The sequence below is a fragment of the Rhizobium vallis genome, assembly GCF_003985155.1.
Classification (GTDB): domain Bacteria; phylum Pseudomonadota; class Alphaproteobacteria; order Rhizobiales; family Rhizobiaceae; genus Rhizobium; species Rhizobium vallis.
This window is the reverse complement of sequence record NZ_ML133699.1, coordinates 125,141-147,255: the sequence shown is the minus strand read 5'-3', so window position 1 is coordinate 147,255 and position 22,115 is coordinate 125,141. Positions and strand designations below refer to the sequence as shown.

Below are 22,115 nucleotides of genomic sequence, written 5' to 3'. Positions count from 1 at the left end.
CCGCCGACGTTCCGGCCCAGAGAGGACTTCCATCTTAAAATTGCTACTAGTCATATTACCAACATTACTCCTACCCACTTAGCTAAGTGGGGGAGCATGTCCGGGCCTTTCGGGGGCTAATTCAAACTGTTGGAATAACCATTCTGCGGGTCAAGCGTGCGTTGAAAGAAGGAACGTAGGTCTGGTAATGGCCTGTTGACCACCGCAGACAACGTCGAATTGAAAAAACTAAACACTCCCATCTGGCGCTATCGCCAACTGCCTAATTGCGACAAGAGCCGCCTCTTCCAATCCGCGCAACTCGTCATGTGGAATGCGGCGCGGCCCTATCAGTACAATCAATCCTTCAATTTGGGAGGTGATCAAAGCAGCTCGCAACTTTCGAGCACGGATGGGAAGCTCCGAGTTCACGCCGGCCAGCATTCCCTCGATCCAAGCACGCATTTTTGCGTAGAAAACGTCCAACATCCGCATCACCGTATCGCTACGGCTGGATATTGCCCACATCTCCTGAAGGAGAGCATTTGTGCGAGGCCGCTTGTTTTCCTCAATCATGTAGCGGACGGAATATTCAAAGATTTCGATGTGATCGGTCAGGCGCTCAGGCACTCGTCGTTGAAATCCCTCATCCCAGCGATCAAATATATAGACGGCGAGCTGCTCCATCAGGAGCTCTTTAGTCGGGAAATAATAGGTGACGTTTCCAACTGTTATTCCGCATCGCTTTGCGAGCGTGCGAAACGATAGTTCGGCAAAGCCCTCTTCCACCAGGATGTTCTTCGCCTCCTCAAGGATGGCGCGCACACGTGCGTTTCCCTTGCCGGTCGTCGCCAACGCTGTTCCCGTCGTTGGCTCATTCGACTGATGAGTTTCTTCCATTGGATCCGGCCTCCCTCGGCCCGCTTTCCAAGTAGAACCGCATGCGGCTCCGCCGACTTTACCTTGGACATAAGTCCTAAAACAATTTTCGACGCAACGGAAGCACGAAAGAGCGGCAGTTGGGGCTCATGATCAGGAAGGTCCAGCAAGCAAGCGATATGACCATTGGCTAGCATACCCACTACGGAACCTCACTAAGTAATTTTTGTACGATCGTCCTATTGTTATTCTAACGTTCCTGTCCTACGTTGCGCCCCGCCCCTTGGCCGAACGCCACCATCTACCAAGCAGGCCGGCTTATCAGCACAAGCCCGAAACCAACAAACAGACAAAGTGAGACACCGATGACAATCCGCAAACTCGACAACGCCCTTACATGCGAGATCACCGATCTGAAGCTACCCGACATCAAAGCCTTCATGTCGGATCTTCTGACTTCAGAAAATAAGGGTGCGCCCATCACCTGCGGCCTTTTCAAGCAAGAGGCCGGAGAACCTTGTCCCTATACGTACGACGCGGAAGAGTTCAAAATTCTCCTCGAAGGTGAATTGTCGGTAACAAACGACCGCGGCGAGACCTACGATATGAAGCCGGGCGATATCCTATTCTTTGGCAAGGGCGAGAAAGTGAAGTTCTCATCCAAGTCAAAGGGATTGGCCTTCTACGTCGCGCAGCGCTGAACATCCAAGCACGGAGGTTACCGGTAGGCAGAACATCAGATCGATGTACTTGGCCGCCGGAACAACCAAGGCCAAATTCAATGTCCACCGTGGGCGACGCTGACGGTGGATTTGTATCAAAATCGTGGAATTGCAGTAGACAAGCCAATTCCAGGCCTCCCGGCCGTCGGCAGCAGAACAGCCATAAGATCTGGCAGAGTTCGAAACCAACTCGGCAGGCTCTCTGGTCCGCTCCGACACTAACAGATACTCGAATTCATGCCTGTGCAGACCGGAGCAGGGTCACACAGGTTTGATAGTCGCCGAGAACTGGCGCAGCTTCGGGCCGCGGCTGCTGCGTCGGCGAAACCGCCGACCGAGTTGGCGGCAGTTCTCTCTGACCTCCGAGAGCTTCTTTTGCTGGCTGTGCGCACACGTTTTGTAACCGGAATGGCATGCGCCGCATGCGGTCAATCATACGTCCTCCGAAAAAAACTCTTGACTGGCAGCGAAAAAGATATCTCATACATGTAATACGTTATTTGTTATAACACAGACGAGGCGTAATCGTGCAGCCTTCCCTTATTCTTCGAGTTGTCACGCATCTCATCCTCGCCATCTGTAGCCTGGCGATACTCTTGCCGCTCCTCTGGGTGCTTCGTACCTCGTTTGCCGACAAGGTAGTCGCTTACCAATTGCCGCCCGCCCTGTTTTTCACGCCGACGCTCGACAACTACAGGACGATAATACTCGAGATGAATTTTGGGGCCTTCTTCCTGAACAGTCTCATTATCGCGTTAACATCCACGTTGCTTGCAGTCCTCATCGGTGCCCTCGCCGCCTACGCGATGGACCGCTACAAAGCCGGCGGCAAGGCAATGCCGATCGTCATTCTGGCCACCCAGATGATGCCGCCCATCGTGTTGGTCATCCCTTTCTTTCTAATTTTCAAGAATATCGGGCTGACTGATTCCCGAACCGGCCTGATCGTCACCTATCTCGCCTTCAACCTGCCATACGTCGTCTGGTTGATGATGAGCTTCATGAAGCGCGTCCCACGCGAGTTAGACGAGGCAGCGTTGATTGATGGTTGCACGCCATTGACGGCATTCATACGCATCATTGTCCCAGCTCTTCTTCCAGGTATCGGAGCCGCCACGGTTTTGAGCTTCGTGCTGAGCTGGAATGAATTTCTGTTCGCTCTGATGCTGACAGGAAACGAGTCTAAAACCCTCCCTGTCGCGATATCAAGCTTGGTCACCCAGCAAGGTACGGCGATCGGGGCGGTCAGCGCGGCAACTATCCTTGCCATGCTGCCAATGGCGATCCTGTATTTCGCCATGCGCCGTTTCCTCGTCGCAGGGCTAAACCTTGGAGCGGTCAAAGGCTGACCGGCAAACGACCGTAACCATCCACTACTCAACCAGTACTAAGGAGATCGAAGCATGCCCCGACAGCTCAGAACTATGCTTGGCGTGATGGCCGCCTCGCTGCTTGCCGCCTCGACCGCACTTGCCGATCCCGCGGCCGTCTGTAAAGGCAAGACCTTGAACCTGTTGCTCGAGACGGTTCCTGATAGCACTGCGCTGATGAAGATCGGTCCGGAATTCGAAGCACTGTCGGGCGCCAAGATCAACATCGAGGCAGTAAACTACTCGCTTATGCATGAAAAGCTTGTGCCCAGTCTGACTGCTTCGACCGGCACTTACGACGTACTGGCAGTTGACAGCTATTGGACCGGTGAGTTTGTCACTGCCAAGTGGATCCAGCCACTCGATGACCGTATTGCCGCCGACAAGGTCGACACCTCCGTCTACTATCCGGCACTCATGGAGATAAACGGTAAGGTCAAGGGCACCACCTACATGCTGCCATTCTGGCACTACGCGATGGGCATGCTGTACCGTAAGGATATCGTCGAGGACTCTAAGTTCCAGGCCGCATATAAGGAGAAGTTCGGGCGTGACTGGCGATTGCCAGAAACCCTCGAGGAATATGCCGACGTGGCGGAATGGGCGGGCAAATTCACCGGTAAAGCAGGTGTGGCGATGGCGGGCCAGCGCGCCGATCCCGTGGTGATGGAAGCCACCAATTATCTCTTCTCGCTTGGAGGGGATTTCTACAACCGTCAGACCTGGGTCCCATCGCTGAACTCTCCAGAGGCTATAGAGGCCGTAAAGATCTACGCAGAGCTCCTAGCCAAGGCTGCTCAGCCCGGCGCTCTGGGCGCAAACTTCGACGATGTCGCCAATGCGCTGAAGCAGGACAAAGCAGTCTTCGCGATCACCTATCTATTCTTGATGCCCACGTTGCAGGATCCAAAAGAGTCAAAGGTGGTGGACAAGGTGGCGTTTGCACGCATGCCGGGTAAGGATAGCCTACTTGGCGCCTGGGGTTGGGCCATCCCGACGAATGCTGCAAATCCCGATTGCTCTTGGGAATTTATGAAGTGGGTCGAGTCTAAAGACATTGCGATGAAGCGCGCAATGGCAGGTGGGCAAGCGACGCAGGCCTGGATCTATCAAGATCCGGAATATCTGAAGCGTTGGCCGCAAATGGCCGCAGTGGGCGATGCGCTCGCCCACGCGAAGGGTCTGCCAGTGATGTCGCGCGCGACCCAACTGGTTGAAGTCTTTGCGGAGGTCATGGGCGACGTTCTCGCAAACGGTACAGATCCGGCGACTGCGATCGCCAACGCAGAGGATAAGTTTGCCGGTCTTACCAAGGGGGACCCACTGTTGAAGTGATCGCCCAGACAATGTCCTGCGGCCGGTTAAATCAGCCGGCCGCAGCGTTGATCCCATCGTGTACGGACCCATTAGCATGACAAGCATTAGCCGAACCGCTGCGACACCTTCGCGTTCCGCCCAATCGCGCAAAACGGACGGATATTCGTTCGCATTCTACAAACTATTGTTCATGATGCCGACAATTATCGTTCTAGCCTGCGTAGTTGCCGGGCCACTTATCTATTCCTTCTGGCTCAGCCTGCATGAATATGTGATCACCTACGGGCTCGGTGACCTAGTCTGGCTCCACAACTATGCTGTCATTTTGAGTGAGGATTTCGCAAGCGTATCATGGACGACGATGAAGCTGACGGCAATCGTCGTCTGTCTAGAATTCCTGATCGCTTTGAGTTTGGCACTTCTGCTAAATCAGTCTTGGCTGAAGTTCCGCGAACTGTATCTCACTGTCCTTATGCTTCCGATTCTCATGACGCCAGTCGCCGTGGCGCTCATGTTTCGCCTGATGTTCAACCCTAATCTTGGGATCATCAACTGGATTATTTCCGTCGTCGGAATTCCTCAACAGGGTTGGTTCGGCGATCCTCATCTTGCGTTAGCAACCGTCGTGCTGGTCGATATCTGGACCGAAACTTCGCTCATGCTCATCATGCTCTATGCAGGTCTCAAGTCGCTGCCGCAAGATCCGGTAGAGGCTGCGCGTATCGATGGTGCAAATGCGTTTCAGATTCTTCGCCACGTCACCTTGCCCATGCTGAAACCGGTCATCCTTGTCACCCTGATGATCCGTATGATCACAGCTCTGAAGAGCTATGACCTGATCTATATGCTCACGCAGGGTGGTCCCGGCAAGGTAACTGAGACTATTAGCTTTTATGCCTATCGTCTCGGGTTTCGGTTCCTGGACATCGGGCAGGCGGCAGCAGTTTCATTCATCCTACTCACTGCAGTAATCGTCCTGACCGTCGTTCTTCTGCGTGTCATGCGGGAGAATTGACATGACGCAGAACCGGCCACCGCGTTGGAAGCGTATGCTGGAGTGGGACAAGCGCCCCCTCCGGCTCGACAGTTTCTCAGAGGAAAGTCCGGAGGATGGATTCGCGGTTCTCCATTCGCCGTTCGATCCCGCTCCGGGGCTCAAGGTCGGACCCAAGGGCGATGTTCTCGAGATGGATGGTCGGAAGGCAGCGGATTTCGATATTCTCGACGCCTTCATCGCTGCCCACCACATCGATGTTTCCGTGGCCAAGGAAGCTATGGAACTCGACAGCACGCTTGTGGCACGGATGTTAGTAGACGTTAACGTATCACGGACGGAGCTTGAACGTCTGGCGCGAGGGATGACCCCTGCCAAACTGGCTGAAGTAGTAGGTAAGCTGTCGGCACTCGAGGTGACATTTGCCTATTCCAAGATGCGCCAGAGGCACAGCCCCGGAAACCAGGCGCACGTCACCAACGCTAAGGATGATCCGCTGCAACTCGCAGCCGATTCCGCCATTGCCGTGGCACTAGGCTTCGACGAAATCGAAACCACGATGCGAGTGGCGGGCAATGCTTGGGCCAACGCACTCGCCTGCACGGTGGGTGCGGCAGTCGGACGTGGCAGCACTCTCTTTCAATGCTCGATCGAGGAAGCAGAAGAGCTCAAGATCGGGCTGGCCGGCCTTGCTACATATGCCGAAACCGTTTCAGTCTACGGCAGTGAACGATCCTTTGTCGACGGTGACGACACGCCTTGGTCGAAAACCTTCCTGACCGCGGCCTACGCATCTAGGGGCATCAAGGCGCGCTGCACATCGGGAGCTGGCGCAGAACTGCTAATGGGCTATCATGAACAACGTTCAGTGCTGTATCTGGAGGCGCGCTGTTTGTGCCTCCAGCGAGCCATGGGCGTACAGGGGACCCAGAACGGCGGCATAGACGGCGCGCCACTAACGGCATCAATGCCAGGTGGCGTGCGCGAGTTGATGGCGGAAAACCTTCTCGCAGTATGGCTCGGACTGGAGTGCGCCTCCGGCAACGATACGAGGACGTCAGAGTCGGAAATCCGCATCGGGGCCAAGATAACCCCCTATTTGCTTGCTGGATCGGACCTTATTACCTCCGGGTTCGGCTCAATTCGCGCCTACGATAACTCCTTTAATCCGTCGTTGTTCAATGCAGAGGAAATGGAAGATTACCTCGTCCTGCAACGCGACTTCGAGGTAGATGGCGGGCTCGCCCCGCTAGAAGAAGAGAAGGCGTTGCACGCACGAAGCCAGGCCGTTGAAGCACTTGCGGATGTCCTCGATGAGCTCGGCCTCGCCACGGCCGATGCAGACATGAAGAATAGCGTCATCTTCGCTTCCGGCTCAGAGGACACGGAGACCTTTACTCCCAGGCGCACCCTTCAAATTAGTCGAGATATCGCTGCTCGCGGCCTGACAGCGCTCGATGTCGTGAAAGCGCTGGCCCTGCGCGGCCGCCGCGACATGGCCGAAAACCTGATGAGCATGTTGCGCCAACGCATAAGCGGAGACTATCTCCAGACCTCAGCTGTCGTTCGCGATGGCAGGGTCATCAGTGCGGTAAATGAGCCAAACAACTATTCCGGGCCTGGCACCGGCTACCGGATGAACCAGCCGCGCTGGGACCGTGTCAAGGCGGTTCGTGGCACTATCAATCGCAGCCACGTCTTGGCGGCGGAGGGAAATCACGAGCCCCCGACGGGTTCGGCGCAACTTTACTCAATCGGAATTGCTGCAAAGGGCGAGGATCCACACGAGGTCGTCATAGGCATTTCGCCAGCTTTCGGTGATCGACTGCATTGTACGACTGCGGGACACGCCGTCAGCGAAGTCTTAGATGCATTGACGAAGGGTGTGCTGGAAGGTGGCGGAATGCCGCGTGTGGTTCGGATCCGCCACACGGCAGACACATCCTTTCTGGGCCTGAGTGCTGCCCATCTGGCAGGTTCTGGTTATGGTATAGGCGTTCAGGCCAAGGGCACCGCGATCATCCACCAAATGGACCGGCTGCCGCACATGAACTTGGAGCTATTCTCCAACGCGCCATTAGTATCGCTGGAGCAATATCGCGCCATGGGCCGTAATGCCGGGCGCATGACCTGGGGCGAGACGCCCGAGCCGATTATCGTGACCAATAACGGGCAGGCGCTCGGCGCGCGCTTCCACCCGCGTGTCGCGTTGCTCTACGCCATCGAAACGGAAATGACCGAACCCGGCGCCGAGCCGGAAGAGATGTTCTTCGCCAGTCCGGAGCGGAATGCATGAGTTCAGATGCTCGCAATCTCTACCCCCTCTCCGAAAAGGCGCCTCATCTGGTACGTAGCAAAACGGGGCTCAGACTTGAGGATTTCACTGTCGACGCCGTGCTGGAAGGCCGGGTCGGCGCACAGGATTTGGCGATCTCGCCCGCAGTGCTGCGACTGCAGGCTGATATCGCACGCGCGACGGGCCGCGACCGTCTCGCCGAGAATTTCGAGCGCGCCGCGGAGTTGGTCGCCGTGCCGCAGGAGACGCTCCTCAATACCTATGAACTGCTGCGCCCCGGCCGCGCGAGATCCGCCGAGGAACTGCGTGCGCAAGCCGCGCTGATGCGGCGCGACTATGGCGCAACCCGGATCGCCGCCATGATCGAGGAGGCCGCCGACGTGTGCGAACGACGCGGTCTTTTCACAAAAAGATTCTAGCAAAGGGAATACAAATGGCCCAGGTGGAAGTGGTTCGGCTCGTCAAAAACTTTGGCTCTGTCGATATTATTCGCGACCTTGATTTGAGGATCGCTAACGGGGAATTCGTCGTGCTAGTTGGCCCTTCCGGCTGCGGCAAGACAACGCTACTGCGCATGATAGCCGGGCTGGAAGCTACTACGGCGGGCGAGATCCGCATTGGCGAGCGCGCGGTGACGCACCTTTCGCCGCGCGACCGTGATATCGCGATGGTCTTCCAGTCCTATGCCCTCTACCCGCATATGACCGCAGCCGAGAACATGAGCTTCAGCTTGAAACTTGCGAAGGTTTCGCAGTCGGAAATCAACGACCAGGTGAACCGCGCGGCGAAAATGTTGCATATCGACCACCTGCTTTCGCGCAAGCCGCGGGAACTGTCGGGCGGGCAGCGCCAGCGCGTCGCCATGGGCCGCGCGATGGTGCGCCAGCCCGCAGTCTATCTCTTCGACGAACCGCTGTCCAACCTAGATGCACAGCTTCGCACCTCGATGCGCGCCGAGATCAAGCGGATGCATCTGGAAGAGAAGCAGACGGTGATCTACGTCACCCACGATCAGATCGAAGCCATGACGCTCGCCGACCGTATCGTCGCCATGCGCGCCGGCAGGATCGAGCAGATCGGCTCACCGGACGATCTCTACAATCGCCCCGCCAACACCTTCATCGCCAAATTCATCGGCTCGCCGGCCATGAACCTACTTCCAGCTACGGTCGGGGACGGTGTGATTACCGTGCCGAAAGGCGCCTCCTTCCCGCTGCCGCCGGCATTCGCTCACCTGAAGGGCGAGCGCGGCCGCCAAGTCCTGCTCGGCGTGCGACCGGAGGCGTTCTACTTGGAAGCACGCAGCCCCGACTGGCCGTCATTTGCCATCACCGCGTCGCTAATCGAACCCTGCGGCGCCGAAGTCTACGTCATCGGCGACGTTGCCGGCCAAGAGGTCACTTTACGCCTACAGCCCGGCACGGCGCCGGAGCGCGGTCAGGTGCGCCGCTTCCATGTGGATGCCGGAGCCGTGCACCTGTTCGACGCGAAAACTGAGAGCAGCCTACGTCAAGGAGGCACCCCATGAGCTACACGCTTCTAAGCGGCAAGACCGCGCTCGTCACGGCAGCCGGATCTGGGATCGGCCGGCAATCCGCCCATATCCTTGCCGCCAACGGTTGCTTCGTGATGGCGACCGACCGCGAAGCCGAACTGGCAGAGGAAACCACGGAGGCTATCCGCGCCGCCGGCGGGTTTTCCGCATCGTCGGCGATGGATGTGGCGGACGAAGCCGAGGTGACCGAAGTCTTTGCCAAGCTCGTGCGCGAGCACGGCGCGCTGAACATCTTGCACAATCACGCGGGCATCCAGATCGGCGGGTCACTGGAGCAGATCAATACCGCCGACATGCGCAAGAGCTACGAGATCAATGTAGTCGCGCAGTTTGCGGCCTGCAAGGCAGCGCTCCCTCATATGCGAGCGCAGGGCGGCGGAGTGATCCTCAACACCGCGTCGAACGCCGGCGTGTTTCTCGACAAGGGAATGCTTGCTTATATAACCACCAAGTCGGCCGTCATCACCATGACCAAACAGATCGCGCTTGACTACGCCCGCGACGGCATCCGGGTGAATGCGCTTTGCCCCGGCTGGGTCGACACGCCGTTTAACGGGCCATACGAGGCGCAGCTCGGCGGCCGCGCGGCGCTGGAAAAGGTCGTGCGCGACCTGGTGCCAATGGGCCGCTTTGGTCGACCGGAGGAGATCGCAGAAGCCGTGCTCTTTCTGTGTTCGGATCGCTCTTCCTTCATCACCGGCCATGCGCTGGTGGTCGATGGCGGCGAGTGCCTCGCCGGCGGCAGCAACTCTTCGGTTTGACCAAGCAGCCAAGCACAGCAACAAGGATATTGTAGTGTTAATCAATCCCCACCCCGCCGCAGCCGGGCCTTCCGGCGGCCTGCCGCCTTTCTTCGCGACGACAGACCCGGCTCGTACGGCCGAGATCGGAGCAATCACCGAAAGTGCGCTTCTGTCCGTGCCTCCGCCAGGCATCTCGCTGAAAGAAGGCGCCCGCATCGCGGAACTCGTGTTCGGCATTGCCGGCGAGATGCGAATGCTATCCTCCGAGCGGGATTCGAACTTCCAAATCCGTCTTGCGGGCGGCGAGCAAGCTCTCCTGAAGATCACCAATGCCGCGGAGGACCGCGCCGTGACGGCGATGCAGACCGCAGCCCTTGCGCATCTTGCCGCCATTGATCCGGCGTTGCCGGTGCAACGCATCTGCGAGACGCGGGAGGGCAAACCCTGGGAGATCGTAACCGGACCTTCCGGGCAAAAACATGTGGCGCGGCTGTTGACCTTCATCGACGGCACCATGCTGCACGCGGCCAGCCCCGGCCCTGACCTGCACCGCGGCATAGGCGCCCTACTCGCGCGGCTGACCAAAGCACTGCGCGGCTTCTTTCATCCCGCGGCGGGCCATGTGCTGCAATGGGATATCAAACATGCGGGGCGCCTACGCCCTATGCTCGACTCGGTTGAGGACAGCACGCTGCGGGTCCGGCTGATCGCCCTCCTTGACCGCTTCGATGCAGAGATCGCACCGCGCCTGCCACATCTGCGCGCCCAAATCGTCCATAACGATTTCAACCCCCACAACCTCGTGGTGAATGCGACCGAGGCCACGCGGCCGACCGGGATTATCGATTTCGGCGATATGGTGCATACGCCGACGCTTTGTGACCTCGCCGTAGCCTGCTCCTACCACATCACCGACGACACCGAACCGCTGAGCCGGGTCGCCGAGATGGTCACTGGATACTACCGCGTCTTGCCCCTAGAGGAGGAGGAATTCATGCTGCTCCCGGACCTGATCCGGCTGCGCCACATCACCACGCTCGCGATCACGGCATGGCGGGCGCGACGCTATCCCGAAAACGCCGGCTATATTCTGCGCAATGCCGCGGCCTCGCTTCGGGGGTTGGACGTAGTCGACCGCATCGGCCCAAACAAAGCCGCGGAAACTCTGCACGCAGCCGCTCTTTCCGCCAAACCGGAGTAAATTGCCATGACTATGGTCAACGCCTTTGACCCGAAACGCATTTCGAGCCTTGAAGCCGAGGATGCGGCCCTGATCGAGCACCGCAACAAGGTGCTCGGCCCGGCCTATCGTTTGTTCTACGAAGAACCGCTGCACCTTGTGCGCGGCGAAGGAGTCTGGCTCTACGACAACAAGGGCAAGGCCTATCTCGACGCCTATAACAATGTAGCGTCGGTCGGCCATTGTCATCCGAAGGTGATTGAGGCCATCACGCGCCAACTCGGCACACTTAACACCCATACCCGCTATCTGCATGAGGGCGTCGTCGCCTATGCGGACAGGCTGCTCAAGACCATGCCACCAGCGCTCGGCCACACCATGTTCACCTGCACCGGATCGGAAGCCAACGACCTTGCGCTGAGGATCGCGCGCTCGTTCACCGGGCGGCAAGGCGTGATCGTCACCAGTCTCGCCTATCACGGGGTAACGGAGGCGGTCTCAGAGATCTCGCCTTCGCTGGGGGACTTCGTACCACGCGGATCGCGCGTGCGGGTGATCCCGGCACCGAATGCGCTTACAGTTGCGCCCGCCGAGCAGGGCGCAAAACTCGCCGCGGATCTCGCCGCCGCCATCGCCTCGCTGAGGGCCGACCATATAGAGCCGGCCGCCTTCATTGTAGACACGATTTTTTCCAGCGACGGGCTTTATCCCGATCCGGCAGGCTTCCTCAAACCCGCTGTCGATCTCATCCGCGCCGAGGGCGGCGTCTTCATCGCAGATGAAGTGCAGCCCGGCTTCGCACGCACCGGGGACGCCTTCTGGGGCTTCCAGCGCCACGGGTTGGTGCCCGATATGGTGTCCATGGGCAAGCCAATGGGCAACGGCTTTCCAGTCGCGGGCCTGGCTCTTCGGCCGGAGCTCGTCGACGAGTTCGGTGCCAAAGCGCGCTACTTCAATACGTTCGGCGGCAATGCGGTGGCCTGCGCCGCTGGGATGGCAGTGCTCGACGTGATCGAGGAAGAAGGACTGCAGGAAAATGCGCGCATCACCGGCGCTATTCTAAAACAAGGGCTGAAGGAGATCGCCGCGGGCCGCGACGATATTGCCGACGTGCGCGGCACCGGGCTGTTCCTCGCCGTCGAATGCGTGGAAGGCGGTGCGCCCAATGCGCGGCTGGCCGGTCGTGTAGTCAACCACCTGCGGCGTAATGGGGTCCTGATCAGCGCCACCGGGCCGGGGGCAAATATCCTCAAGATTCGCCCTCCTCTGGTCCTACGCCGGACGGAGGCCGAGCGTTTTCTCGAAGCAGCGCAGGAGGCGCTGGCATCATATTGACCACTAAAGATTTCAAGGTCGGCTTTGCAAGGCGCCATCGTCCTGTTTTTCTGGGATTTTTTGACGAAAGCACTCACAGTTCTACAGAAATTGTTCTAGCTTCGGTCAAAACGTAGGAAAGAGAAATCGAATGGAGTTCACACAACTAACGTCAGAGCCGTTGCATGAGCAAGCCTATGCCACGTTGCGCAACGCGCTTCTTACGGGGCGGCTAGCGCCCGGTCAGTCTCTGACGATCCGGGGCCTTGGCGTGAGCCTCGGGATCTCGGCCACGCCGGTGCGCGAGGCGTTGCAAAGGCTGATCGCGGAGGGGGCGCTGGAACTGACCCCGAACCGGGCCATCCAGGTTCCCGTCATGACGCGCAGCCGGTTCATCGAGGTCACTGAAATTCGTCTTCGCCTGGAACGCTTCGCCGCCGAGGCTGCCGCCGCGCGGGCCGACGGCGAGCTGTGCGACAGGCTACAGACCCTCTCGGATCGAATGCATGCGGCTATCGAGAGGGGCTGCTTTCCCGATTACCTAGCGGACAATCAGACCTTCCACTTCCTAATCTACGAGGCATCCGGACTGCCCTATCTCCAGCAGCTGATAGGGCTGTGCTGGCTGAGAACTGGCCCCTGGCTGAACCGACTGGCGCAGGAGGGTCGGTTCCTGGCCATCGCCAACGAGGAGCATGAGCATATGATCGCGGCTCTAAGAAAACAGGACGCCAATGCAGCTTCGGAGGCAACGGCCCGGGACATAAGCGAAGCCGGCTCCGTCCTTATTGAATTGCTACCATCATAGCCCCACTGGCTTTACCGGTACTCTCTTTAACCAAGTCGCCGCGGGTTGAACTCGACCAGCGGCTCTGTCGCCGCGTGCGGCGAAAGCGGATTTAGTTTGTCAACCACGATGCGAGGCGCCGAATTTACACTTCTGTCTTGGCGTCAGGGCCGGCGCATTGTTCTGCAAGCACGCGTGACGACCTGAACGAAGTGTGCGGGCATTTCGTACATCCGACAATGTCCGGCTTCGGATTGACCCATGCCACGTTCCGATCGTCTCCCAAGTACATTCATCTGAGCCGCCTGGATCCTTCCCGCCGACTATTGCTGGCACCGGCGCCGTGTTGCAACATACCTCAGTGGAGAAAATCCGTTCCGCTCCAAGGAGCCGTGTATCCCACGCTTAAGAACCAGTAAGCAGATTGCCCCCTGCTGCGCTACGAGGAATGCGGAGTAACGTGGGGTGCTCAATTTGGTGGACATTCAGGCACAAAAAGGCGGTCAGTCCGTCGATTGGCCGCCGTTTTATCATCTTGCGCGGGACGCCGCCCAGAATATACCAGTCCTTGACGTGTTTCACTATTGAAACCGGGAAATCCGAAATGGCGGACGCTTGGTGTTCTCCGGTCGCCAGTTGCCGGTCAGCCGCGGCGCCTTTAAACAGAAACCGCCCCGGGCATGGGCGCCTGGCAACATCAAGCACCGTTGCTCAAGCAGCTTCCTGCTTGTAGTCGAAGACGCAGTAGTTTTGAAGCCGCTCGGCATCAACCTCGGCGCCCAGACCCGGATCGGTGCTGACTTCGAGGTAGCCATTGCGGATACGATTTTCTGGAGCGTTCTTCAGAACCTGAACATAACCGGTGGATTCTGGCAGGTAGGGATAGATTTCCAATGGCATTGCGTTTGCGCACGCTGCCCATACCTGGAGCGATGCCGCGGTGCAGAGTGTGGAGGCGCAGTTGTGGGGTGAAACGCGTGCGTTGTAGGCTTCCGCCATCGCAGCAATCTGAACAAGTTCGAAGACGCCGCCGCAATTCCCAACGTCCGGCATAACGACATCAATCGCGCCCGTTTCAAGAAGGTTGCGGAAGCCGTTTCGTGTATAGACACGCTCACCAGCAGCGATCGGGAACTTGTAGCGTCCCGCAAGATTCTTCAGTCCTGTGATATTGAACGCGTCGAGTGGCTCTTCGACCCACATGACGTTGAGTTCCTCACAGAGGTCGAGCACCCGGAACAGCTGGTCATTGTTGATGCCGCCCGAGAGGTCGATCATGAGTTCTGCCTGATCACCAACTACTTCCTTGAGAAGCTTGATCCGGTCGATTGCTCTCGTGAGTTCTTCCGGTGAAAGCATGCGCCGCTGGACGTGAGTGAGCGTTCGCCCGGGCTGCTGCGTAGCGAAGGGGTAGCTCTTGAGGATCTTGTAGCCATCCTTCAGAGGCCGTTCCGCCGCCTTTGCCCACTCGACGGCGTCGTTGCAGTGATAGTTCCAACCGTTGGCGTATACCTGGGCCTGGTCAGCAAACTTTCCGCCGAGCAGTTCGTAGACTGGAACGCCCAATGCTTTACCCTTGATGTCCCAGAGAGCTTGATCGATGGCGCTGACCGCCGCGAAGGCGATGGCGCCGCCGCCCTTCGTCCAGAAGGAGTTGTCATAGATTTCGTGATAGACTTGTCGCGGATAGCGCGGATCCTGGCCGATGACGCGCGGCGAGTAGTCGGCGATGGCGCCAGCGGCAGCGCGGGCGCCCAGACCGTAGGCTACAGCTGCTTCGCCCCAGCCCGTGATACCTTCGTCCGTCGTGACTTCAACGAGCACCGGGCGAACACCGCCCGTTGGGATCCGGTATGCCCGGATGTTTGTAACGCGCATGGCTGCATTCCTTCGAAAGGCGGGATTTCGCTCGCCTGACCGCGCACGCGAATTGTGCGAGTTCCTCCGGCGGAGCGGCAATCACCTGATTGCCAACCGATAGTCGGCCAAACCGATCGACGTCGCAAAATCGAAGTTCTGATGACCTTATAAGATTGACTTATGGGCGCGTGCATCGATGAGAAATGTCCCTCGGTGCGAAAAAGAAAGCCCCAACACCCGCCGTTGGCACGGAAGGCGTTGGGGCCTGCGAAAGCGCGCGCATGTGGGCTGGATCTATCGCGCGGTGGTCCCGCCATCAACACTGAGCATCGCGCCAGTTGCGAAAGTCGCATCGACTGCCACAAACACCGCGAATTTGGCAATTTCCTCCGGCGAGGCGAACCTTTTAAGTGGAACCTGCGAGACAGCTCCCTGGCGTACGTCATCCGTCCCGCCGAACCATTTTAGTTCCGACTCCATCATTGGAGTATCGACCGGGCCGGGGCAGACGGAGTTGACGCGAACAATAGGAGCCAGTTCAAGCGCCATTGCCTTCGTCAGGCCCGCCAGTCCGGCTTTGGACGCGCAATAGTGCGCATAGTATTCCAATCCCTTGAACGACAGGTCGGACGCGATGGCTGCGATGCTACCACTACCTCTCTCTCGCATCCGGAGAGCGCATTCGCGCATGATATAGAAAGCCCCGTTCAGGTTGACATCGATGTGTTGTCTCCACAGGCTCGCCGTTAGAGCCTCGAGCCTTGCGGGCGTTATGATGCCTGCCGCATGGACCAGATAGTCAACTCCGCCCAACGCATCCCAAGCGCCCCGAACCGCAAGCGTCGCCTCCTCTTCCTTTCCGACGTCGGCGACGAACCCAATGGCCGCACCGCCAATCTCGGAAGCGACACTATCTAGGGCCTCTTTTCGTCGGCCGATGAGGGCCACACGGGCGCCTCGCGCCGCCAGCGCAACAGCCGTCGCCCTTCCGATGCCAGACGACGCTCCCGTTACGATCGCGGTCTTTCCCTTCAAATCAGACACGGAATCCTCCTAATTTCTGCTGTGCAGTTTCAATGCGCGAGTGCTTCGTGATCCCGTAGCAGCTTCCTGATCTGACCGTGGCAGTGGTCTGAAACCTTGGAACGGGGACGGAATTTTGGTCGGAGAAGGTAGTAGTGTGTCGGCGAGACGTCGGATATCGCCCTACCCTCGACGTGAAGCGTGCCGGAGGTAAGCCTCTGCATTGCCGTCCACGTTATGAAGTCGACGACAGCGACGCTCCCCGTCGTGGCCGCATAGCAAGCCATCGGAAAATAGCTGGAGAACTCGACACGTGGAGGTCGGAGCTTTTCCCGTATCTCCTTTGCAGCCAGGTTGCCTTCATACAGAGTGCATATCTGGTGCCCGATCAGGTCTTCCGTCTTCAGCGTTGACCCGCCCGCACTCAGGAGCCCCCTGGGATAGATGGCGAACGCTGGCACCTGGAATGTCTCGGTCTCAAAGAGACGCGAGTCAGTGGGAATCTCCGATGTGCCTTCGTCGGTGACCGCCAGATCGTGGCGCTGGTTGTCCATCTCGGAAACGATCGTCGCCGCCGACCCGGTCATCAGCCGGAATTCCTGATCCGTCGATGCAATTTCCGAAATGGCGGATGGGATCAGATACATGCCGACGTTGCTGGACGAAATGATGGATATCCGCGGGACAGCGATGGATCCCAATCGGCCGAAGCGATACCGGATATCGCCGAGCTGCTGCATCACCGAACTCACCTGCTCGAAGAGCACCTGTGCCTCAGCACGGGGCGTGATGCGTCCCGCGCGCCTGTCAAAAAGAACGGTTCCCAGCTGATCCTCGAGCGTCGCGATCGTCATGCTGACGGCAGGCTGTGTCCGACCGAGGTTCGTGGCAGCCTTTGAGATGCTTCCAGTGAGCATCACCTGATAGAACGCCTCGATCTGATGATACTTCATCTAGTCTCCCCACTCGACAAGTAGGAGATCCCTGCACCGGAAGCGCCAAGAGGATGAGCGACACAGTGTTCGCCACTGACGTTGAGGGATGCTTTAGCGAGCGCCACCCGTGCGTCGGCTTCATCACGCTTCATCTGAGCGACAAGTGCTGGAAGGCCGTCGAATTTCAGCTCCGGCCTCAGGTACTTTACGAAGGTCACGGTACAAGTCTGTCCGTATAGGTCTCCCGAATAGCTGAACACATAAGTCTCGAGCAACGACAGTCCGTCAGCTGTCACTGTCGGGCGCCTACCGAAGCTCGCGACTCCGTCATGCTCTCGCCCAGCGCCGTCTTTGAACTTCACGGCATAGATCCCGGCGCACAGCTTGCTGCCGCGAGCTAGTTCCATGTTGGCTGTCGGAAATCCGAGTGTCCGTCCAAGCTTGGCACCGTGGATGACCTTCGCTTCAACACGATAGCGGTAGCCCAATAGATCAGAAGCGCGGTCAATGTCTCCCAACGACAGGGCAGTTCTAGCTTGTTCCGAAGTGAAGGCCTCCCCCTCTCTGTCACGAGAGGGATCGATCAGCTTCACAAGCGTTCCGGCTCTTTGGCCGTAGTCACGCAGATAGGCTGGCCCACCCGCCCGTCGGTTGCCAAAGTGGAAGTCGCAGCCGACTGTGATCGCCCGAGGTTTCGTCGTCTCCCACAGCCAGTCGCAGAACTCTCTCGGAGACATTCGCGAGACCGCAGCATCGAACGGGAGCGCGAGCGTCCCGGCGGCGCCCAGCTGCTGGAAGTGCTCTTCCTTCTGCGGAAGGGAACTGAGCTCGAAAAAGCCTTCCGATGGCTGCAGAATATGTTTTGGATGCGGTGAGAAGCAGGCGACGTAATATTGAAGTCGCATGTCGATGGCCAGGTCATGCGCCGCTTGGAGCAATGCCTGGTGACCACGATGAACTCCGTCAAAGTTGCCCAAGGCGATGACGTTTCCAGTCAGCCTGTTCAACGACGAGACGCGACGTTCGGCGACAATTTCCCTGTTGGTCATGGCCCGTTCTCCCAGTATGGCGCCTCGCCAAAAATCTCAGCTAGGTAGTCGATGAATATGCGGACCTTCACAGGCAGGAACTGCCTGCTGGGATAGACCGCTGCTATGGAAATGTCGCCAGCCCCTTCATACTCGGGCAGTACCTGCACAAGCTTGCCGGATCGAATATCCGCACCAACTTCCCAGGTAGATCGTAGAGCAATCCCAATTCCAGACAGCACCGCGGCCCTGACCACTTCGCTGGAATTGGTCGCCAAGCTTGCGCTGGGTCGGTGGATAACCTTGCCGCTATCGCTCGCCATCCGCCAAGGCTCACCGTTGTGCGTGGGAAGACAGCAGTGACCATCCAAATCTTCGAACGCTGCTGGTTCGCCACTGTTCGCGACGTATTTCGGCGATGCGCAGAGGATACGTCGGACAGGTGCCAGCCGCTTTGCGACCAGTGTGGAGTCAGTAAGCTCGCCAATGCGCACGGCCATGTCGAAACCTTCGCCGACGAGATCGCTGAACTCGTCGGTCAGGATCAGGTTCAGAGAGATGGATGGGTATCGGTTGAGGAAGGCAGCCATATGTGGAGCGATGTGCAGGCGGCCAAAAGATGTGGGAGCCGACACCTTCAACGTCCCCTGCGCGAGGTCGACTTGGCCGGATATGAAGCCCTCGGCCTCCTGCAATCCTTCCAAAACCCTCAGGATTCGCTGATAGAAGCCTAGGCCTGCCTCTGTCATTGAAACCTGTCGGGTGGTTCGCTGGAGTAACCTCGTACCCAAGCGGTTCTCAAGACGCATTATTCGCTTCGAGACCACGGCAGGCGAGTAGCCCAATGCGCGCCCCGCGACTGACATGCTGCCCGTCGATGCGACTTTTGCAAAAATCTCGAGATCCCCAAGATTGGTCATGGCTTGCTCCAGCGCTGATCCATCAGATCGGGTCGGCCTCGATCGCGGCCAGTGCTGCGCGGCCAACCTCGATGTCTTGGTCGCCTGTTCCCGAACCCACACCGATGGCTCCCGCGAGCTTGCCGCCGAAGCGTATGGGAAGCCCACCCGGAAGATTGGTAACCCCACCGTTGGAAGCAATTCCTGCAGCGACAGCGAACTCAGGTGTCATCGATCCAGTCGCGTTTCGGATCGATGCGGCTGTTCGCGCTTTCGCACGAGCAGTATGCATGCTGAGGTATTTCGCGCCGTCCATCCGAAGGCTCGCGATCGTTTCGCCACTCGGGTCAACAATGAAGATGCATTGCGGCACCCCCATTTCCTGAGCCTTCTCCACGGCAGCACGCAGAGCCGCAAGCGCTCCGGACTGAGAAAGCGCGACGGTTTCATTGTAGGCTTTAGACACGTATCTTCTCCTGGTTTCGGTTAGTATCCGGCCTTGCCGTCCACGCGGTTTCGCAATGGGCGTCCGGCCAAGTCGTGTTCGACATTCTCTGCAAAGATGGACAGGCAGCGGTCGACGTAGCCGTCCGCGTCATCGCACGAGATGTGCGGAAAGATCATGAGGTTTGGAACATCCCAAAGAGGACTTGTGGCTGGCAGAGGCTCGGGATCGAATACATCGAGCGCAGCGCCACTCAGATGTCCCGCCTCAAGCGCCGCGCAGAGCGCAGCATTGTCGACGACGGGACCGCGGGCAATGTTGAACAGGGATGCTCCCGATTTCATCGAAGCGATCTGCTTCCGGCCGATCAATCCGAAAGTCTGTGGAGTTAGCGGACAACTGACGACCAAGCAGTCTGCGATAGGGAGCACGGATTGGAGGTCACCGACCTCAACCATCTCATTCGCGTCTGGATGCGGCCTCCCGCTCCGGCTAACGCCAACAATCCGCACTCCAAACGGCCGGAGCCGTGACGCAATCGCGCTGCCTAGCTCTCCAAATCCAAGAACGACGACCGTCTTGCTGGAAAGGCACGCCGAAAGCTGATTGTCCCAGCGACGCAAGCGTTGGTTGCGAATATGACGCGGAACGCCTTCACACAGCATCATGACAGTCATCGCGCCGAACGCGCCGCCCTTCTCGGCATGCACTCCACTGCTGTTGGTAAGGAAAGCACCGTTAGGCAACCAGTCCAGCGGCATGTACTTCTCGACGCCAGCGCTGGTGCAGTGCACGAAGCGAAGTGACTGGCCATGTTCCCGGAGGCGTCGCACATCGAAGCCAGAACCAACGAAATAGGACGCCGAACGCAGGACATTCAGGTCCGGCTCCTGTTCAGGATGGATGACGATTTCCGATCGACGTGCATTGGGGCCGAGCGCTCGGGAAACAGCCTCTTTCGAGACGAAGTAAGGGGACTCCGGGGTATGCTTGTTCTCGATGTAAACCAGAAAATCTCGCATTTTCATTCCCTTACGAGTGATCGAGATGATACTTGCAAGCAGTGTGCCAATTGCTGGATTGAAAAATTTCGAAAGGGGATTGCCGTTTCAAAACTTCTATGCCTACCCTAAAGGCGTTCGTAAGCCTTGCAGGAGAGATGGCCCCACGAGGGCCGCGCCGACGGAGCACCCCCCCAGGAAACTCTCAGGCAAAAAGACTGCAGGGTTTGGACAATCTGGAGAGAGACACGGCCTCGCCGCGTCCACCGAAGGGGACCTTCGACACGAAGGAAAAGCTCTCAGGTACCGAGACAGATTGGGGGCAAGGGACTGGCAAGGTCCCGCACCTACTGTTGGAGAGATTATGTCCCATATTGTGGTTTTGGGCGCCGGCATCACCGGCGTAACGACGGCGTATGCCCTTCTGAAACGCGGTCACGATGTGACCGTCATTGAACGACATCGCTATCCGGCGATGGAAACATCTTTCGCGAACGGCGGTCAGCTGTCGGCGAGCAACGCCGAGGTCTGGAATAGTTGGTCGACCGTCGTGAAGGGCATGAAGTGGATGCTCAAAAAGGACGCTCCGCTTCTGATGAATCCATCGCCAAGCTGGCACAAATACTCCTGGATGGGTGAGTTTCTCGGAAGCATCTCCGGGTACAAGGACAACACGATCGCTACCACGAGACTTGCCATCGAGGCGCGCAAGCATATGTTTGCGACGGCTGAGAGCGAAGGCATTGATTTCGATCTCGAAAAGCGCGGAATTCTACACGTCTACTACGACCGCAAGAGCTTCGATGGAGCGCAGAAGGTCAACGAACTTCTGCAGGCCGGGGGCCTCGACCGACGTGCCGTTTCGCCCGCTGAGATCAAGAGCATCGAACCCGCGCTCGTGGGCGATTTCTTCGGTGGCTTCTTCACGCCGTCGGACTCGACTGGCGACATCCACAAGTTTACTCGCGGTCTGGCCGAGGCCTGCGTTCGACAGGGCGCCAAATTCCTGTTTGACGCGGACGTTCAGGACGTAGTCGCAGGCAACCAGGTGACTGTGACGTGGAGGCCTACCGGCGGAGCCGATACCCAGGTTCGCACGCTAAACGCCGACGCAATTGTTGTCTGCGCTGGCGTAGGTAGTCGCAAATTCGCGTCCATGTTGGGCGACCGGGTAAACGTCTATCCGGTAAAAGGATACTCGATCACCGTTCATCTCGACGATCCCGAGAGCCAGAACGGTGCGCCTTGGGTCAGCCTGCTCGATGACCGCGCCAAGATAGTCACCAGCCGACTTGGGCCTGATCGCTTCAGGGTAGCAGGAACAGCCGAATTCAACGGTATCAATCGAGATATCCGGTCTGATCGCACGAAACCGTTGGTTGACTGGGTGCGGATGCTATTCCCCAGCGCATCGACCTCTCGCGTCGTTCCCTGGGCGGGACTACGGCCGATGATGCCAAACATGATGCCGCAGGTTCGAAAAGGCAGTAAGCCTGGTGTGTTCTACAACACAGGTCATGGGCATCTCGGCTGGACATTATCAGCAGCCACCGCTGACCTCCTCTCCGGATTAGTGGACGAATACTCACAAGGGCAACCGCGGAGAGTTGCCTGAGCTACCGGGGCCGGACATTTTGTCCGGCCTTTTTTTTCGTCTCAATCGCGAGTCTCAAATCTCTTGAGATTGATGGACCCGAAGATTCTCAAAGTTGAGACTAGCCAGCCCTACTGAGATTCATTGCGAAAATACGTTAAGTATCTGCTTCTACATTATTTTATAAACTGGCA

The 22,115-nt window shown here is 58.2% G+C and carries 20 protein-coding genes and 2 riboswitches; of the genes, 12 read left to right on the top strand and 8 right to left on the bottom strand.

The genetic code is table 11. The features are described 5' to 3' along the window. Nucleotides 1–228: 228 nt before the first annotated feature. Nucleotides 229–879 carry a TetR/AcrR family transcriptional regulator gene (locus tag EFQ99_RS29750; protein ID WP_126924735.1) on the bottom strand — a complete coding sequence of 217 codons (651 nt, stop codon included), beginning with the start codon at nucleotides 877–879 and terminating at the stop codon, nucleotides 229–231. Nucleotides 880–1,223: 344 nt separating this feature from the next. Here EFQ99_RS29750 and EFQ99_RS29745 point away from each other — a divergent pair, with 344 nt between their 5' ends. The 11 genes from EFQ99_RS29745 (at nucleotide 1,224) to EFQ99_RS29695 (ending at nucleotide 13,157) form a co-directional block, all read left to right on the top strand. Then, nucleotides 1,224–1,559, top strand: coding sequence for a cupin domain-containing protein (locus tag EFQ99_RS29745; protein WP_126924734.1), 336 nt, complete (start codon nucleotides 1,224–1,226; stop codon nucleotides 1,557–1,559). Nucleotides 1,560–2,107: 548 nt separating this feature from the next. Next, the gene (locus EFQ99_RS29740) at nucleotides 2,108–2,929 is read left to right on the top strand and encodes a carbohydrate ABC transporter permease (protein WP_126924733.1); all 822 of its coding nucleotides are present in this window, start codon (nucleotides 2,108–2,110) and stop codon (nucleotides 2,927–2,929) included. Between the two features lie 54 nt (nucleotides 2,930–2,983). After that, the gene (locus tag EFQ99_RS29735) at nucleotides 2,984–4,285 is read left to right on the top strand and encodes an extracellular solute-binding protein (protein WP_126924732.1); all 1,302 of its coding nucleotides are present in this window, start codon (nucleotides 2,984–2,986) and stop codon (nucleotides 4,283–4,285) included. A gap of 76 nt (nucleotides 4,286–4,361) precedes the next feature. Further along, nucleotides 4,362–5,282 carry a carbohydrate ABC transporter permease gene (locus EFQ99_RS29730; protein ID WP_126924731.1) on the top strand — a complete coding sequence of 307 codons (921 nt, stop codon included), beginning with the start codon at nucleotides 4,362–4,364 and terminating at the stop codon, nucleotides 5,280–5,282. A gap of 1 nt (nucleotide 5,283) precedes the next feature. Then, entirely contained in the window at nucleotides 5,284–7,557 is a 2,274-nt protein-coding gene (locus tag EFQ99_RS29725) for a propanediol/glycerol family dehydratase large subunit (RefSeq protein WP_126924730.1), read from the top strand. After that, a complete protein-coding gene (locus EFQ99_RS29720) occupies nucleotides 7,554–7,976 on the top strand; it encodes a diol dehydratase small subunit (protein ID WP_126924729.1) in 423 nt (140 codons plus the stop codon). The genes EFQ99_RS29725 and EFQ99_RS29720 overlap by 4 nt, the downstream gene beginning before the upstream one ends. Nucleotides 7,977–7,990: 14 nt before the next feature. Next, nucleotides 7,991–9,085 (top strand): ABC transporter ATP-binding protein, encoded by a 1,095-nt coding sequence (locus EFQ99_RS29715; RefSeq protein WP_126924728.1) that lies wholly within the window; start codon nucleotides 7,991–7,993, stop codon nucleotides 9,083–9,085. After that, complete coding sequence (locus EFQ99_RS29710; RefSeq protein WP_126924727.1) at nucleotides 9,082–9,873, top strand: SDR family NAD(P)-dependent oxidoreductase; 792 nt, start codon at nucleotides 9,082–9,084, stop codon at nucleotides 9,871–9,873. The genes EFQ99_RS29715 and EFQ99_RS29710 overlap by 4 nt, the downstream gene beginning before the upstream one ends. Further along, complete coding sequence (locus EFQ99_RS29705; protein ID WP_126924726.1) at nucleotides 9,830–11,056, top strand: phosphotransferase; 1,227 nt, start codon at nucleotides 9,830–9,832, stop codon at nucleotides 11,054–11,056. The genes EFQ99_RS29710 and EFQ99_RS29705 overlap by 44 nt, the downstream gene beginning before the upstream one ends. 6 nt (nucleotides 11,057–11,062) lie before the next feature. Then, nucleotides 11,063–12,370, top strand: coding sequence for an aspartate aminotransferase family protein (locus EFQ99_RS29700; protein ID WP_126924725.1), 1,308 nt, complete (start codon nucleotides 11,063–11,065; stop codon nucleotides 12,368–12,370). A 130-nt stretch (nucleotides 12,371–12,500) separates the two neighbouring features. Continuing rightward, nucleotides 12,501–13,157, top strand: a complete 657-nt coding sequence (locus EFQ99_RS29695) for a GntR family transcriptional regulator (RefSeq protein WP_126924724.1) — start codon at nucleotides 12,501–12,503, stop codon at nucleotides 13,155–13,157. A 690-nt stretch (nucleotides 13,158–13,847) separates the two neighbouring features. Here EFQ99_RS29695 and EFQ99_RS29690 read toward each other — a convergent pair. The 7 genes from EFQ99_RS29690 to EFQ99_RS29660 all read right to left on the bottom strand — a co-directional run bounded on the left by EFQ99_RS29690 (nucleotide 13,848) and on the right by EFQ99_RS29660 (nucleotide 20,348). Then, nucleotides 13,848–15,014: a mandelate racemase/muconate lactonizing enzyme family protein gene (locus EFQ99_RS29690; protein ID WP_126924723.1), complete on the bottom strand. Its 1,167-nt coding sequence runs from the start codon at nucleotides 15,012–15,014 to the stop codon at nucleotides 13,848–13,850. Nucleotides 15,015–15,290: 276 nt separating this feature from the next. Beyond that, nucleotides 15,291–16,040 carry an SDR family NAD(P)-dependent oxidoreductase gene (locus EFQ99_RS29685; protein ID WP_126924722.1) on the bottom strand — a complete coding sequence of 250 codons (750 nt, stop codon included), beginning with the start codon at nucleotides 16,038–16,040 and terminating at the stop codon, nucleotides 15,291–15,293. Between the two features lie 29 nt (nucleotides 16,041–16,069). After that, entirely contained in the window at nucleotides 16,070–16,972 is a 903-nt protein-coding gene (locus EFQ99_RS29680) for a LysR family transcriptional regulator (RefSeq protein ID WP_126924721.1), read from the bottom strand. Continuing rightward, the gene (locus EFQ99_RS29675; RefSeq protein WP_126924720.1) at nucleotides 16,969–18,003 is read right to left on the bottom strand and encodes a bifunctional riboflavin kinase/FAD synthetase; all 1,035 of its coding nucleotides are present in this window, start codon (nucleotides 18,001–18,003) and stop codon (nucleotides 16,969–16,971) included. Before EFQ99_RS29675 ends, EFQ99_RS29680 begins: the two co-directional genes overlap by 4 nt. Beyond that, nucleotides 18,000–18,902: a LysR family transcriptional regulator gene (locus EFQ99_RS29670; RefSeq protein ID WP_126924719.1), complete on the bottom strand. Its 903-nt coding sequence runs from the start codon at nucleotides 18,900–18,902 to the stop codon at nucleotides 18,000–18,002. The genes EFQ99_RS29675 and EFQ99_RS29670 overlap by 4 nt, the downstream gene beginning before the upstream one ends. Nucleotides 18,903–18,924: 22 nt before the next feature. Continuing rightward, nucleotides 18,925–19,347, bottom strand: a complete 423-nt coding sequence (locus EFQ99_RS29665; RefSeq protein WP_126924718.1) for a GlcG/HbpS family heme-binding protein — start codon at nucleotides 19,345–19,347, stop codon at nucleotides 18,925–18,927. Between the two features lie 20 nt (nucleotides 19,348–19,367). Beyond that, nucleotides 19,368–20,348: a D-2-hydroxyacid dehydrogenase gene (locus tag EFQ99_RS29660; protein WP_126924717.1), complete on the bottom strand. Its 981-nt coding sequence runs from the start codon at nucleotides 20,346–20,348 to the stop codon at nucleotides 19,368–19,370. Between the two features lie 119 nt (nucleotides 20,349–20,467). Next, nucleotides 20,468–20,558, top strand: a riboswitch (glycine riboswitch). A gap of 1 nt (nucleotide 20,559) precedes the next feature. Then, a riboswitch (glycine riboswitch) is annotated at nucleotides 20,560–20,646 on the top strand. 45 nt (nucleotides 20,647–20,691) lie between these two features. Between EFQ99_RS29660 and EFQ99_RS29655 the strand changes: the two genes are divergently transcribed. Continuing rightward, complete coding sequence (locus tag EFQ99_RS29655) at nucleotides 20,692–21,942, top strand: D-amino acid dehydrogenase (protein ID WP_126924716.1); 1,251 nt, start codon at nucleotides 20,692–20,694, stop codon at nucleotides 21,940–21,942. Nucleotides 21,943–22,115 lie beyond the last annotated feature (173 nt).